Below are 13631 nucleotides of genomic sequence, written 5' to 3' on the forward strand. Positions count from 1 at the left end.
TCTTGCCGCCTTGCTGGGGTTATCGGCGCATTGACCAATCGGATTCCCGCCATGCCTATCGACCCTGAGAACGCCGTTGACACCGTGCAGGCCGGCCTTGCGCAGCTCAGCGCGCTGATCGTCTCGTACTCATTCTCGGCCATCGGCGCCGTCATCCTGCTGGTCCTCGGCTATATCGTCGCCGGCCTCGCGCAGCGCTCGATCTATGCCGGCCTCGGCCATATCCATGGCTTCGACGTGACGCTGCGCCACTTCTTCTCGAGGATCGCCCGCTACGCCATACTGATCCTCGTCGTTATCATGGTGCTCGGCCAGTTCGGCGTCCAGACGGCCTCGATCATTGCCGCCATCGGCGCCATCGGCTTGGCCATCGGCCTGGCGCTGCAGGGCACGCTGCAGAACATTGCCGCCGGCATCATGCTGCTGGCGCTACGGCCATTCCGCATCGGCGAATATGTCGAGGTCGGCGCCATCGCCGGGACCATCGAGGAAGTCGGCCTGTTCGCCACCACGCTGAGAACGGTCGAGGGCGTCTACGTCCTCGCCCCCAATTCGACGCTGTGGAACCAGCCTGTCCGCAACTATACACGCAACGGTGCCCGCCGTGGCGACATCACGCTGACCATCGGTTCCTGGAACGATATCGATCTCGCGCAGAAGACCATGCTTGGCGTCGCCGCCGCCGAGCGGCGCGTCAGGCGGGAGCCGGCGCCGATTGCGTTTGTGGCGACCGTCGGCGACAGCAACGTCGCCATCACCTTACGCTACTGGACCTCGGCTGCGGATTTCTTCGCCACCCAGATCGATCTCACCAAACGCGCCAAGCAGGCTTTCGACAGCGAAGGCATTTCTATACCCGCGCCACCACCGGAAGCGCCACGACAGGAAACCGCCACCAGACAGTGAGATGATCAATTCCCAGCGTAGGCCTATTTGTCCGCGCGGCGCTGTTCTTCGGACGGAAAGGCAAGATCCACCGGCAACGGCGCCTGCGCGCTCATCGGCGCGAAATTGCCGGTCTCGGCGGCGGGAACAGGCGCCATCGCCACCACACGCCACAGCACGAACAGGCAAAAGACAGCGGCTATGACGATGGCCACATAGATGAAGGCCTGGGTTCCATAGACAGCGGAAAGCCCGGTCACGATGCCGGGCACGATGAAGCCGGACAGCGACCATGCAAACAGAAGCGAGCTGGACAGCGCCACCATGTCGTCCTTGCCGGCGCGGTCGGCGGCATGCGCGCTGGCCAGCGAATAGATCGATTCCGACGCGCCGTCCCAGACCACATAGATGACGACCAGCGCCGCCAGCGCACCGCCGTCGAAGCCCAGCGCGAACAGGCCCGCCACCAAGGCAAGCGCCGAAGCGGCGACCAGCACAAAGCGCCGGTCGGTGCGGTCGGAAATCCATCCGAGCGGAATTTGCAGGATCAATGTGCCGACCGGCATCGCCGACAAAAGCAGTGCCACATCTGCCTGGCTGTAGCCCTTGGCCGTGGCATGGATCGGCGCGAAGCCCGAAATCGTCATCGACAGGCCGCCGACGGCAAGCATGCCGGCGACGCCGACCGGCGAAATCCGCCAGGCCCGGCCAAGCGCGACGGACGCCGCCTGCGGCGGCGGTGGCTGGGCGAGCCGCGTCAGCCCGACGGGGAGGATCGACAGCGCGGTGAAGGCGATGCCGATCAGCGGCGCGTCCGCAGCCCTTACATCGATCAGCGCCAGTGTGGCGTAGCCGACACCGAGCCCAGCGACATAGGCGACGTAGAAGAAGGCCATGACCCTGCCGCGTATGGCGTTGGCAATGACGTCGTTCAGCCAGCTTTGCGCGACGATGAACAAGCCGCATATGGCAAAACCATAGAGCGCGCGTGCCGCGATCCACGACAGCGGGTGCGGCCCGGCCCCGACGGCGGCGTTCGACAGCACGATCAGCGCCGACAGCACCATGAACGCGCGAGCATGGCCGACGCGCCGCACCAGCGGACCGGTCAGGATGCAGCCTGCCAGGCCGCCGGCCGAAAGGCCGGTGACGATCAGCCCGGCCCAGGTCGGATCGAAGCCCTCGGCGCCGAGCCGGACCGGGATATAGGCGAACATCAGTCCGTTACCGACCGCAACCAGCGCCATCGACAGGACGACGCTGGCGATGGCGATCGCCGGGGTTGGCGGGCTGCCTTGCGCCGGATCGCGTCTGGTCTGGTTTTGCTCGAGAATCGCCATGCGCGCGCAGGATCGCCCACGGATCGGGGAAAAGCAGCCGCAAATGCGACATGGCCGGACTTGCCTCCTCTGCTTGTGGAGAAGGGAGGTCCGTGCAGGCTCAGCCCTTCGCCATGTTGCGGATCGCGGTCGACGACAGCGACGAGCGCGGGCCGTGGATGAAGGTCCAGGCCGGCGCCTTCATGCGGGCGAGCCGCGGCGCGTCGCCCTCGTCGACACGTGCATAATCGAAGGTCTTGGCAACGACCGAGGACAGGAAGGACAGCGTCGCGCCAGGGCGGTCGATCACCGCGATCGGGAACGTCATGACGATCTGGCGCCAGCGCTGCCAGCGGTGGAAGTCGCGCAGACTGTCGGCGCCCATGATCCAGACGAAGTCGACGCCGGGATTGCGCGCCTTGACTAGCGCCAGCGTGTCGGCGGTGAAGCGGACGTGATGCGCGGCCTCGAAGGCGGTGACCTTGATCTTCGGGTTCCTGGCGATCTGCTCGGATAGGCGGAGCCGCTCAGTCAGCGGCGTCAGTTCCCGCTTGTTCTTGAGCGGATTGCCGGGCGTCACCATCCACCACAACTGATCGAGCGCCAGACGTCTGAGCGCGATCTCGGCGACCAGGCCATGGCCGGCATGGGCGGGATTGAACGAGCCGCCGAACAGCCCGACGGCCAGGCCCTTTTCGGCATGCGGCATTTTGAGGTAGCGGGAGGGAGCGGGATGCTCGGGCGAGGAAAGCATGCGTCAGGCGCCCCCCTCTGTCCTGCCGGACATCTCCCCCTCAAGGGGGGAGATTGGCGGCTTCATCGCAGGCGCAAATCTTGCAGCACCGGCGATTGGCGAAATCAGAAATGACAGGCAATCTCCCCCCTTGAGGGGGAGATGTCCGGCAGGACAGAGGGGGGTGGCTGGGCGCAAAGCTTCAGGTTCTTCGAGCAAGTAGCGTCAAGGCCGCACCTGTCCCGTTCCGCGCACGCGGTATTTGAACGAGGTCAATTGCTCGACACCGACCGGGCCGCGCGCATGCATTTTGCCGGTGGCGATGCCGATCTCGGCGCCCATGCCGAATTCGCCGCCATCGGCGAATTGAGTCGAGGCATTGTGCAGAAGGATCGCCGAATCAATCTCGTTGAAGAAACGTTCGACTGCACCGGCATCCTCGGCGACGATCGCCTCGGTGTGGTGCGAGGAGAACGTCTCGACATGCTCGATCGCGCCCGCAACGCCATCGACCAGCCTCACTGCGATGATCGCGTCGAGATATTCGGTAATCCAGTCGGCGTCGGTCGCCGGACTGGCGTCGAAGAACAGCTTCAGCACTTCGGCGTCGGCATGGATCTCGCATCCAGCCGCGCGCAACGCGTCAAGGATCGGCACCAGATGGGTGGAAGCGACGGCACGGTCGACCAAAAGCGTTTCGGCCGCACCACAGACACCGGTGCGCCGCATCTTCGCATTGACGGCGATCTTGACCGCCATGTCGAGATCGGCCGAACGGTCGACATAGAGATGGCAGATGCCTTCGAGATGGGCAAAGACCGGCACCCGAGCTTCGTTCTGCACACGCTCGACCAGGCTGCGACCACCGCGCGGAATGATCACGTCGAGATTGCCGCCGAGGCCCTTCAGCATTTCGCCGACGGCGGCGCGGTCGGTGGTCGGCACCAGCTGGATGGCGTCCTGCGGCAGACCGGCCGTCTTCAGCCCCTCGACCAGGCAGGCATGGATCGCCGCCGAGGAGTTGAGCGAATCCGAGCCGCCGCGCAGGATCACCGGACTGCCGGCTTTCAGGCAAAGTGCGCCGGCATCGGCCGTCACGTTCGGCCGGCTCTCATAGATGACGCCAACGACGCCGAGCGGCGTGCGAACGCGTTCGATATGCAGCCCATTCGGGCGGTCCCATTCGGCAATGACATCGCCGACCGGATCACTGAGTTCGGCGATCTCGCGGATGCCGTCAGCCATGGCGCGGATGCGGGCGGCATCGAGCTTCAGCCGGTCCATGAAGGAGGCGGAAAGCCCCGACTCATGGCCATTCGAGATGTCGATGGCGTTGGCGTCGAGAATATCCTGCTCGCGACGGACAATCGCCTCCGCCATGGCGACAAGCGCGGCGTTCTTGGCGGCGGTCGTGGCGATGGCCAGCGGTCGGGCGGCAGCGCGCGCCCTGCGGCCTATCCGTGCCATCAAACTGGCTACATCATCGCCTTGGTGTTTGTTCAGCATTTGACCGATCCAGTGAAGCTGGTGGATTTACACGCGGCCGGCCTTCGCGGCAATGGCCGTAAATTTGAGGAAGCAGAATGAAGAGAGTCATAATCCTCGTTGCTCTCGGCGCGATGCTCATACCAACAGGCCTCCGTGCCGCCGACTACTGCGACGACAAGTTTGAACCCGGCGAGAGCCCCGACGGCAAGGCCATGACTATGGTAAGCTCGATGATGTCCCTCGCACTTGCTGAGCGCTATTGCGGCGCGTCACCGACACCGCTTTCCCAGATCGACGTCGTTATTGAAGAGCTGCATGGATGTGGGCCGCGCTCTCGGCTTGAGGCAGAATTCAAAAAAAGGATGGAAGAGGAAAAAGGGGCAGAAGCAATGACGACTGACGCGCTCATCCGTGATCTCGTCGTCGGAGACGACAAGGATGTTCCCCAAGCCGAAGTGGATCGACGTGCCAGGGCTGGCATCGAAGCGGAGTTGGGAGGTTGCAGCGAGCTTCTGAAGATATACCAGGACTTTCAGGATCGATATCGCAACCCACCCAAATGGCCGCGTGAGCCTGACCAGTAGCGCGCCGTCAATGGCGGGCCGCATCTCCGTCGGCCGCGCCGCTCACCACAAGGTCGTCGCGGTGGATCATCGCCGATCGCGCTTCGTAGCCAAGCACCGTTTCGATCTCGGCTGTCTTCAAGCCAGCGATCCTTACGGCATCGGCGGCATCGTAGGCAACCAGTCCGCGCGCGATCTCGCGGCCCTCGGGCGACAGGATCGCCACCGTGTCGCCGCGCGAGAAATTGCCGCTGACCAGCTTGACGCCGGCCGGCAGCAGCGACTTGCCCGACAGCAGCGCACCGATGGCGCCGGCGTCGACAGTCAGCCGGCCAGCCGGCTCGAGCTGCCCGGCGATCCATGTTTTGTAGCCCTTGACCGGATTGGCGCTCGGACGGAAGAAAGTCGCCCGCTCGCCCCGCTCGATCGCCATCAGCGGCGACAGTCTCGTGCCTGATGTGATGATCATGGCGGTGCCGGCGGCGGTGGCGATCTTGCCGGCGTCGAGTTTTGTCCGCATGCCGCCGCGCGACAATTCGGACGCCGCCGCACCGGCCATTGCCTCGATATCAGGGGTGATGCGGTCGACGACCGGAATGAACTTTGCGCCAGGGTCTTTGGCCGGCGGCGCCGTATACAGCCCGTCAATGTCGGAGAGCAGCACCAGGAGGTCGGCGCCCATCATCGTTGCGACGCGCGCCGCCAGCCGATCATTGTCGCCATAGCGGATTTCGGAGGTCGCCACCGTGTCGTTCTCGTTGATGACCGGCACCGCCTTCATCTTGAGCAGCGTCGAGATCGTCGCCCGCGCATTGAGATAGCGGCGGCGCTCTTCGGTGTCGCCGAGCGTCAGCAGGATCTGGCCCGATTTCAGGCCGCCCTTGCCGAGCGCATCCGACCAGGCGCCAGCCAGCGCAATCTGCCCGACGGCAGCCGCCGCCTGGCTCTCCTCGAGCTTCAGTGCCCGCTTGCCGAGGCCGAGAATGGTGCGGCCCAGCGCGATGGCGCCGGACGACACGACGAGGATTTCGGCGCCGCCTTCAGCCAGCACGGCGATGTCGTCGGCAAGCGAGGCCAGCCAGTCGCGCTTCAGGCCCGTCGTGCGGTCGACAAGCAGCGCCGAGCCGATCTTGACGGTGATGCGCCGGTATTTTCTCAGCGACTGCGCGGTCATCGCTATTTGTTCCAGCGCGTCTCGACCGGCGTGGCGACAGCTTCGCGTGCCTCGGCCACCACCGCCATCAGCGCGCGCAGAACGGCTTCGACGCCTTCGCCAGTGACCGCGGACAAAAGCATCGGCGCGCGGCCGGCGGCGCGTTTCAGCGAAGCGACCTTCTTCCTGCGGGCGTCGGCATCGAGCGTGTCGACTTGGGAAAGTGCTACGATCTCGACCTTCTCGATCAGTCCATGGCCATAGGCATCGAGTTCGGTGCGCACGGTCTTGTAAGCCTTCCCCGGATTTTCTTCCTGTGCGGAGACGAGGTGCAGAAGGACGCGCGTGCGTTCGACATGTCCGAGGAAACGGTCGCCGATGCCGACGCCTTCATGCGCGCCTTCGATCAGGCCGGGAACGTCGGCGATGACGAATTCGCGCCCGTCGATGCGGGCCACACCGAGGCCCGGATGCAGCGTGGTGAAGGGATAATCGGCGATCTTCGGCTTGGCCGCGGTCACGGCAGCCAGAAAAGTCGACTTGCCGGCATTGGGCAGGCCGACCAGGCCGGCATCGGCGATCAGCTTGAGCCTGAGCCAGATGTTGAGCTCTTCGCCCGGCAGTCCGGGGTTGGCGCGGCGGGGCGCCTGGTTGGTCGAGGTCTTGAAATGCTGGTTGCCGAAGCCGCCATTGCCGCCCTTGGCAAGCAGGAAGCGCTGGCCGACCACCGTCATGTCGCAGATCAGCGTCTCGTTGTCCTCGGCAAAGACCTGCGTTCCCGCCGGCACTTTCAGCGTCACGTCGGCGCCCTTGGCGCCGGTCATGTTGCGGCCCATGCCGTGCGTGCCGGTCTTGGCCTTGAAATGCTGCTGGTAGCGATAGTCGATCAGCGTGTTCAGCCCATTGACCGCCTCCACCCAGACATCACCGCCGCGGCCGCCGTCGCCACCGTCGGGACCGCCGAACTCGATGAATTTTTCGCGCCGGAACGACACCGAACCGGCGCCGCCGTCGCCGGAGCGGATATAAACCTTGGCTTGATCGAGAAATTTCATCGGATTGCTGAGTTTCTGTTATTGGCCTTGCGGCATTGCTCTAAACCTTTGGCACTGCTCTAAACCAAGGCGGGGCGAAGGGCGAGGCTGTTTATGAACATGGCCGGAGTCGCAATGAAGCTCGTAACCTACAACATCCACTACGGCGTCGGTCTCGACGGCCGCTACGATGTCGGCCGCATTGCTGACGCCGTGCGCGGCGCCGACGTGATCGCGCTGCAGGAGGTCTCGCGCAACAACCCCAACAATGGCGGGCGCGACATGGTGGCCGAGCTCGCCAAGGCGTTGCCCGAATACTTCGCCGTCTACGGCAGCAATTTCGAGGCCAATGTCGGCTCGCGCCTGGAAAACGGCCGCGCCATCACGACCACCTTCCAGCTCGGCAATATGGTGCTGTCGAAAACGCCTGTTCATCTGTCGCGCAATCTCCTCTTGCCGCGCAGCCGCAGTTTCGAACTGATGAATTTCCAGCGCGGCGCGCTGGAGGCGCTGATCGAGACGCCGCTTGGTTTCATCCGCTTCTATTCCACCCATCTCGACCATCGCAGCCCGCTCGAACGCTTGAGCCAGATCCGGTTTCTGCGCCAGCGCCTGTTGAACTATGCGATCGAGGGCGGCGCGCTGTCCGGCGTCGCCGAAGTCGGCCTGCCGGACCTGCCTTGTCCCGAAGCCTTCGTCGTCATGGGCGACTTCAACATGCTGTCCGGATCGCCGGAATATGTCGAACTCGCCGGCCGCCCGGATCACGAATTCGGCATGCCTGTGACCGCCGATCTTGCCGTCGATGTTGCCTTGCGTCTTGCCACCGCAAGCCCCGATCTCGTCACCTGGGTCGACCCCAAGCGGCCTGACGACGCCAGCCGCCACAAGCGCATCGACTATGTCTTTACCAGCGCCTCGCTCGCCAAATCGCCGAAGGCCCTGTGGGTCGACCGGCAAGCGGTCGGCTCTGACCACCTGCCGGTCTGGGTCGAGATGGCCTGACCCCGAGTTTGGTTCGCAACTGACTTTTTGAATTCACAATGATTCTTTCGGAACCTTTGGTTCGAGGCCATGCGCCGAGGTGTGTTGAGATTCAGGGCAGGCCGTGCCGAGAGTGGTGGCTTCCGAGAACCGGAGCGGAGCGTACATAGAGTACGTGAGCACCGGAAGCGCAGGAAGCCGCCATTCGCAGGCCGGCCTCACCTGAATATCAACGCGCCTCAAAAATGCACCCAGTTCCTGAGGCTGGTCCAGGTCTTGCGGTCGAGACGATAGCGCTCGACGGGCACCTGGCCGGCGACGATCGAGTTCAGCATGCCCTGGCCGGCATATTGGAAGCCGCATTTGTGGATGACCCGGCGCGAGGCCGGATTGATGACCCGCGTCGAGGCATGCAGCACCTGGATCGCCGTCTTCTGGAAGGCGAGGTCGACCAGCGCGTGCGCTGCCTCCGTCGCATAGCCGCGCTTCCAGTAGGGCTCGCCGATCCAGTAGCCGAGCTCCAGCCCGCGATCGGTGGTGTTGAGGCCGGCGCAACCGACGAAGGTTTCGGTCCCGGCCAGCGTCAAGGCATAGGCAATCCCGGCCCGGCGCGAGGCCGTCATCGCGAGGAAAGCACGCGCCTCGGCCTCACCATAGGGGTGCGGCATGCGGGCCAGCATTTCGGCGACATGGCGGTTGTCGGCGAGCACCACCAATTGCTCGATATCGCTTTCGCGCGGCGCCCGCAGCACCAGCCGCTCGGTCATCACGACCGGGCAATCTATCGCGTAACTTTCACCGTCTGTGTCTTCCGCTTCGGCAACCATGTCAGTCCTCCAGGCACAAGAAAAAGGGGAGATGGAAACCCATCTCCCCTGATCCATTTCCTGGCTTGGCCAGACACCGGTTCCCGAGATGGGTGCCGGTGTTCTCGTACGGAACCGGCTACTCCGCGGCCTTCGTCATCGGGTTCACCGATACGTAGGTTCGGCCATTGGCTTTTTTGTTGAAGGTGACTGCGCCAGCTTCGAGCGCAAACAGCGTGTGATCCGTGCCAATGCCGACATTGACGCCGGGATGCCACGTCGTGCCGCGCTGACGAATAATGATGTTGCCCGGAATCACGGCTTCGCCGCCAAACTTCTTCACGCCGAGCCGCTTGGAATGCGAGTCGCGACCATTGCGCGACGAACCGCCAGCTTTCTTGTGTGCCATCTAACTAACTCCGATGCGCCGCAGGGGCGCCTAAAAGGTCTTATGAACGCGTTCGCGTTCCGTTTCAAGTCCGATCCGGCGACGATTGCGCCGGCTTGCTTTACTTCTTCGCCAATTCCTTGGCCTGCTCGCGCCAGTCCGTGATCTGGTCGGCGCTGAACGGCATATGCTCGTCGATCTTGGCGACATCCTTGTCGGACAGCTTGGCGATCTGGGCGAACGTCGTGATGCCCTGTTCGTTCAACTGGCCGGCCGCGACCGGGCCGATGCCCTTGATCACGGTCAGATCGTCCGGCTCGCCCTTCGGCGCCTTGAACAGCGGAGCGGCGGTTTCGGTTGCCTTGGCCTCGGCTTCCTTCGGCGCAGCTTCTGCCTTGGCTTCCTTCTTCGGAGCAGCCTTTGCCTCGGTCTTGGCCGCGGCCTTCTTCGTCGGCTTGGCACCATCCAGCAGGATCTCGGCGATCCGCACGGTGGTCAAAAGCTGGCGATGGCCGATCTTGCGGCGCGAATTCTGCCGGCGGCGCTTCTTAAAGGCGATGACGGTGCGGTTCTTGCCCTGTTCGACGACTTCGGCGGTGACCAAGGCGCCGTCGACGAACGGCGCGCCGAACGTGACATTCTCGCCCTCGCCATGCGCGAGCACGTGGCCGATCTCGACGATATCGCCGACCTGGCCTTCGACTTTTTCGATCTTCAGGAGATCGTTGGCGGCGACGCGATACTGCTTGCCGCCCGTTTTGATGACTGCGAACATTTTTTGCCTTTCGCTGTTCGGTCGGCCTTGATGAACCGCTTCAGGCGGTTCGGCCGTCTTTTTGTCAGTCTGCGGGTTCAAAAAACAAGCGGCGCGGAAGAACCCTCCACGCCGATTGCGCGCTGTCCCTAACCGAAGGTTCGGCGCGAGTCAAGGCGAGCAGTCAGCCAGCGAGCCGCGAACGCATTCAAGCTAAGCGCGCGACCTGACAAGAAGCCGGATCGTCGGGCAGATTGGCCCTTGTAACCTGGCCGCCCAGCCGTTATCTAGTGCGCCGCGCCGGCAACGGCGGACCATGACCGCGGAGAGGTGGCAGAGTGGTCGAATGCACCGCACTCGAAATGCGGCATGGGTGCAAGCCCATCGGGGGTTCGAATCCCTCCCTCTCCGCCATATGGCATTGTTTACATTAATAAAAATCAAAGAATAGGTTGCGCGCCGCCATAAAGCCCGCCTACCGAGAACGGCGTATTCGCGGCACGTCAGCTTACGACACAAATATGCGGGGTTCATGCCTCGACCTGATAGATGGCAGAGATCAACTTCGGCCTCGCTAAGCGAAGTCGTGGGGTTCATGCGACAGCGGAATGAGGGTACGCGACTAGCCCCCGTGCCGGGTCAACCTCGCCGTCGGGAAGTACCGATCGGTGCGGACCCAAGCGGATTCACGCTTGTCGGCAGCGGACGCCGGCGGTGGCGGTCAGCACCCGAGCAGGCTCCCCATTGTTGACGTCCGCTGCGCATCTGCGGCGACCGTCGCCATGTCCTCTGCTCCCGGGTTGACGGTGGTGTAGACGAGGAGCACTCTCGAATGTCAGCAGATGTGGTCAGGTTGAGTGTCGGCGAGTAGCAGAGGTTCAGCAACAATGACTTTGAGGCGAACCAGAGCTTACGCCGCATCCGGCCTGGTTCTAGCGGTTTGCACTATGTTTGCTTGGCAGAACGCCACTGCTGCTCACAATTGCCACGCAGCCGCGACGCCTGGCGTCAATTGGCACGAGTGTGACAAGAAGCTTCTCATCCTAGAAGGACAGGACCTGAGCGGGGCGAACCTGTTCGGTGTTGATTTCACTTCGACCGACCTCAGGAACAGCAATCTCCTTGGGGCAAATCTTGAGAAGGCAACGCTTGTGCGTGCTTCCCTGGCCGACTCGACCGCCAAAGGCGCCCGGTTCGACAGAATCGAGGCCTACAGGACCGACTTCAGCCGTATGGACGCGCAGGGCGCTGTGTTTGCGAGCGCGGAAATGCAGCGCTCGAATTTCCAGGACGCCAATCTGACCAACGTTGATTTCACAAAGGCAGAATTGGGGCGTGCGCAGTTCCATAACGCCGATATCAGCGGCAGCCGCTTCTCGTTTGCCAATCTCGCACGGGCGGATTTCCGAGGAGCGACGTTCACCGCGTCGATAGACTTTGACCGCGCCTTTTTCTTTCTGACCCGTATCGAGGGCGTCGACCTTTCCAATTCGGCGGGTCTGTCCCAGTGGCAGCTCAACATGGCTTGCGGAGACGCCCGGACCGAGTTGCCTTCTGGCTTGACGAGGCCTGAAGATTGGCCCTGTCAATTCCAGCAGGAATAGTTGTCGGCAAGCGAACTGCGGCAATGCTGCACCCGACAGGATTCGAACCTTTCGGCAAGCCGCCTAACCCGAATGCCCTGCCGTTCCCGAGCGGTTGGGTTTTGCGTCTCGACATGCATGAACTCGTGCTTTCCGCATTGTTCGCAGAGGTGGCTAGTCCACCTCCTGCTCAGAAGGAAGGATCATAGCATGAGTGACATACTGATCCGCCGTCCGGATGCGATGGAGCCCGTCACTCGCCCCGGCATTATACGCCATCGGTGCCAGCATCCCGGCTGCGCCAAGAATGCGGGATGGAGCTTTGCCAAGCCGAGGCAGACGCCGCACTGGCTCTGTTTCGAGCACCGCGCCAACGGCGAGCGATATCTGTGAGGAAACCTTAATGCCCAGACAGTTGGACCCCTCCCTCTCCGCCAGTTCCGCCGAGTCTACGCTATTCTGCGAAATAACTGCCCAATCACCGCATCTAGCCGAACGAGCTTCTGCGGGACTTGACTTGAGCGGACACGACTCGCCTCAGATCATTCTTAATGCCGAACTTAATGCGGATTAGGGCGAGGCCGCGATCTGAGGAGCAACCATCATGAGCATAGCGAGCGACGCCCGCTTCTGGGACCGCAGTTCACGGAAATACGCCATGGGCGCGATTGCGGATCAGGCCGGATATGAGCGCACGCTGGACCGGACCCGCGCCCTGTTGGGACCAGGCGACAGGGTGCTGGAGCTGGGTTGCGGAACAGGAACAACCGCGCTCCGGCTCGCGGGCGATGTTCAAAACTATCTTGCGACGGATATTTCCGCCGGAATGATCGCGATTGCCAACGAGAGACACGCCGCTGGCCCCATCCCGGCGCTTGTCTTCCGCACCGCGACCGTAGACGCGCTTGCGCCTGACGACGAGCAGTTTAACGCGGTTCTGGGATTCAACTATCTCCATATGGTCCGCGACCTGCCTGGCACTCTGCGCCGCATCCACGCCTTACTTGCAGCGGAGGGCTTGTTCATCTCCAAGACACCCTGCGTCGGCGATATGAACCCACTCATCCGGCTTGCCTTGCTGCCCGCAATGCGCGCGATCGGCAAAGCACCCTATGCAGGCGTCTTTCGGGCGGCAGACCTGAGCCAGCATATCTGTGCCGCGGGCTTCGACGTTCTTGCCACCGAAAGCCACGCAACGAAGGGCAGCGACAACCGCCCTTACATCGTGGCTCGCAAGAGGACGTGAATGGGCCGAGGCAGCAGCGTATCGGTTAAGGCTGCTGGATTGCTGCGAGCTTCCAGTCGCCACCGTTCTGACGTGTGAAGGTCCACAGTTCGGTCGTTTCCGTCGGCCGACCGGCTTCGCCCGCGACGATCTTGCCGCTGGCGCGATCGCGCATCACGTCGAGAGACTCGTAGCGCAGCGCAGCCGTCGCGTAGTCGCGATCGTCTTCCCGCCAGCTCTCCGCAATATCGGCCTCCAACAGGCTGACGTCAGACACGTCGTTCCTGATGCCCTTTTTGGCATTATCGGCAAGTTCCTCGGACAGGTACGACACCATCTCGGGGGTCGCCAGCCGGCGCAGGCCAGCATGATCTTCGCGTCCGAACGCTTCCTGAACCTCCGTCAACCGTTGCTGGAATGTGTCGAGGTCGGCCGGCGTCATTGTGATTTCATCGGAGGCTTGAGCCGTCCGGCCAAATCCAGACCCGATGCCTGGAATGGGGAAAGACGACACGTTGCCCGTCTCGGGCTGGCCTGCCGCGTTTCGCCCGAAGTTGCCCATGCTCCGCGGAACACCGGCCATGGCGGGCGCTTGGTTGCGTGCCGATTGCGACCGGAAAAAGCGGATGGCCAACATGATCGCGCCGCCGATCAGCAGACCTTGAAGCAGCAGGCCCAACATGCCAGCCAAGCCGCCGAACCCTTGACCCAAAAGA

General features: G+C 63.1%; 15 protein-coding genes and 1 tRNA gene. 7 read left to right on the top strand and 9 right to left on the bottom strand.

Annotated features, from left to right (window positions below):
- The first annotated feature begins 51 nt into the window (after positions 1-51).
- Positions 52-906: a mechanosensitive ion channel family protein gene (locus EOC93_RS21280; protein WP_127205605.1), complete on the top strand. Its 855-nt coding sequence runs from the start codon at positions 52-54 to the stop codon at positions 904-906.
- A gap of 23 nt (positions 907-929) precedes the next feature.
- Here the strand turns inward: EOC93_RS21280 and EOC93_RS21285 are convergent, their stop codons facing one another.
- From EOC93_RS21285 to EOC93_RS21300, 3 genes are all read right to left on the bottom strand, one after another.
- A complete protein-coding gene (locus tag EOC93_RS21285) occupies positions 930-2225 on the bottom strand; it encodes an MFS transporter (RefSeq protein ID WP_127205606.1) in 1296 nt (431 codons plus the stop codon).
- A gap of 100 nt (positions 2226-2325) precedes the next feature.
- Complete coding sequence (locus EOC93_RS21290) at positions 2326-2913, bottom strand: nicotinate-nucleotide adenylyltransferase (protein ID WP_095487709.1); 588 nt, start codon at positions 2911-2913, stop codon at positions 2326-2328.
- Between the two features lie 249 nt (positions 2914-3162).
- Positions 3163-4443 (bottom strand): glutamate-5-semialdehyde dehydrogenase, encoded by a 1281-nt coding sequence (locus tag EOC93_RS21300; protein ID WP_127205607.1) that lies wholly within the window; start codon positions 4441-4443, stop codon positions 3163-3165.
- A 77-nt stretch (positions 4444-4520) separates the two neighbouring features.
- Between EOC93_RS21300 and EOC93_RS21305 the strand changes: the two genes are divergently transcribed.
- A complete protein-coding gene (locus EOC93_RS21305) occupies positions 4521-5009 on the top strand; it encodes a hypothetical protein (protein WP_095487517.1) in 489 nt (162 codons plus the stop codon).
- A 7-nt stretch (positions 5010-5016) separates the two neighbouring features.
- On the opposite strand, the gene proB is transcribed toward EOC93_RS21305, so the two are convergent.
- The gene (gene proB / locus EOC93_RS21310; protein ID WP_095487518.1) at positions 5017-6162 is read right to left on the bottom strand and encodes a glutamate 5-kinase; all 1146 of its coding nucleotides are present in this window, start codon (positions 6160-6162) and stop codon (positions 5017-5019) included.
- Positions 6163-6164: 2 nt separating this feature from the next.
- Positions 6165-7196, bottom strand: coding sequence for a GTPase ObgE (gene obgE, locus EOC93_RS21315; RefSeq protein ID WP_095487520.1), 1032 nt, complete (start codon positions 7194-7196; stop codon positions 6165-6167).
- A 114-nt stretch (positions 7197-7310) separates the two neighbouring features.
- Between obgE and EOC93_RS21320 the strand changes: the two genes are divergently transcribed.
- Positions 7311-8180 carry an endonuclease/exonuclease/phosphatase family protein gene (locus EOC93_RS21320; RefSeq protein WP_095487522.1) on the top strand — a complete coding sequence of 290 codons (870 nt, stop codon included), beginning with the start codon at positions 7311-7313 and terminating at the stop codon, positions 8178-8180.
- Between the two features lie 218 nt (positions 8181-8398).
- Here EOC93_RS21320 and EOC93_RS21325 read toward each other — a convergent pair whose 3' ends face one another.
- From EOC93_RS21325 to EOC93_RS21335, 3 genes are all read right to left on the bottom strand, one after another.
- Positions 8399-8986: a GNAT family protein gene (locus EOC93_RS21325; RefSeq protein WP_095487524.1), complete on the bottom strand. Its 588-nt coding sequence runs from the start codon at positions 8984-8986 to the stop codon at positions 8399-8401.
- Positions 8987-9104: 118 nt separating this feature from the next.
- On the bottom strand, positions 9105-9374 hold the full coding sequence (gene rpmA, locus EOC93_RS21330) for a 50S ribosomal protein L27 (protein WP_095487526.1): 270 nt from the start codon (positions 9372-9374) through the stop codon (positions 9105-9107).
- A gap of 100 nt (positions 9375-9474) precedes the next feature.
- Positions 9475-10128, bottom strand: a complete 654-nt coding sequence (locus EOC93_RS21335; protein WP_127205608.1) for a 50S ribosomal protein L21 — start codon at positions 10126-10128, stop codon at positions 9475-9477.
- Between the two features lie 303 nt (positions 10129-10431).
- On the opposite strand from EOC93_RS21335, the gene EOC93_RS21340 reads away from it, so the two are divergent.
- The 4 genes from EOC93_RS21340 to EOC93_RS21355 all read left to right on the top strand — a co-directional run bounded on the left by EOC93_RS21340 (position 10432) and on the right by EOC93_RS21355 (position 12936).
- Positions 10432-10521, top strand: a tRNA-Ser gene (locus tag EOC93_RS21340).
- 473 nt (positions 10522-10994) lie between these two features.
- A complete protein-coding gene (locus EOC93_RS21345) occupies positions 10995-11711 on the top strand; it encodes a pentapeptide repeat-containing protein (RefSeq protein WP_095487528.1) in 717 nt (238 codons plus the stop codon).
- 189 nt (positions 11712-11900) lie between these two features.
- Complete coding sequence (locus tag EOC93_RS21350; RefSeq protein ID WP_127205609.1) at positions 11901-12083, top strand: hypothetical protein; 183 nt, start codon at positions 11901-11903, stop codon at positions 12081-12083.
- Between the two features lie 211 nt (positions 12084-12294).
- The gene (locus tag EOC93_RS21355) at positions 12295-12936 is read left to right on the top strand and encodes a class I SAM-dependent methyltransferase (protein ID WP_127205610.1); all 642 of its coding nucleotides are present in this window, start codon (positions 12295-12297) and stop codon (positions 12934-12936) included.
- Between the two features lie 25 nt (positions 12937-12961).
- Here the strand turns inward: EOC93_RS21355 and EOC93_RS21360 are convergent.
- Positions 12962-13631, bottom strand: a 670-nt coding sequence (locus EOC93_RS21360; protein WP_127205611.1) for a Tim44 domain-containing protein, incomplete at its 5' end; no start/stop codon positions are given.

Source organism: Mesorhizobium sp. M6A.T.Ce.TU.002.03.1.1 (genome assembly GCF_003997275.1).
In the GTDB taxonomy this organism is placed as follows: domain Bacteria; phylum Pseudomonadota; class Alphaproteobacteria; order Rhizobiales; family Rhizobiaceae; genus Mesorhizobium; species Mesorhizobium mediterraneum.

Coding starts and splice junctions, on each gene's coding strand:
- EOC93_RS21280 (WP_127205605.1), top strand. CDS start 52: ATGCCTATCGACCCTGAGAACGCCGTTGACACCGTGCAGGCCGGCCTT.
- EOC93_RS21285 (WP_127205606.1), bottom strand. CDS start 2,225: ATGGCGATTCTCGAGCAAAACCAGACCAGACGCGATCCGGCGCAAGGC.
- EOC93_RS21290 (WP_095487709.1), bottom strand. CDS start 2,913: ATGCCGCATGCCGAAAAGGGCCTGGCCGTCGGGCTGTTCGGCGGCTCG.
- EOC93_RS21300 (WP_127205607.1), bottom strand. CDS start 4,443: ATGCTGAACAAACACCAAGGCGATGATGTAGCCAGTTTGATGGCACGG.
- EOC93_RS21305 (WP_095487517.1), top strand. CDS start 4,521: ATGAAGAGAGTCATAATCCTCGTTGCTCTCGGCGCGATGCTCATACCA.
- proB (WP_095487518.1), bottom strand. CDS start 6,162: ATGACCGCGCAGTCGCTGAGAAAATACCGGCGCATCACCGTCAAGATC.
- obgE (WP_095487520.1), bottom strand. CDS start 7,196: ATGAAATTTCTCGATCAAGCCAAGGTTTATATCCGCTCCGGCGACGGC.
- EOC93_RS21320 (WP_095487522.1), top strand. CDS start 7,311: ATGAAGCTCGTAACCTACAACATCCACTACGGCGTCGGTCTCGACGGC.
- EOC93_RS21325 (WP_095487524.1), bottom strand. CDS start 8,986: ATGGTTGCCGAAGCGGAAGACACAGACGGTGAAAGTTACGCGATAGAT.
- rpmA (WP_095487526.1), bottom strand. CDS start 9,374: ATGGCACACAAGAAAGCTGGCGGTTCGTCGCGCAATGGTCGCGACTCG.
- EOC93_RS21335 (WP_127205608.1), bottom strand. CDS start 10,128: ATGTTCGCAGTCATCAAAACGGGCGGCAAGCAGTATCGCGTCGCCGCC.
- EOC93_RS21345 (WP_095487528.1), top strand. CDS start 10,995: ATGACTTTGAGGCGAACCAGAGCTTACGCCGCATCCGGCCTGGTTCTA.
- EOC93_RS21350 (WP_127205609.1), top strand. CDS start 11,901: ATGAGTGACATACTGATCCGCCGTCCGGATGCGATGGAGCCCGTCACT.
- EOC93_RS21355 (WP_127205610.1), top strand. CDS start 12,295: ATGAGCATAGCGAGCGACGCCCGCTTCTGGGACCGCAGTTCACGGAAA.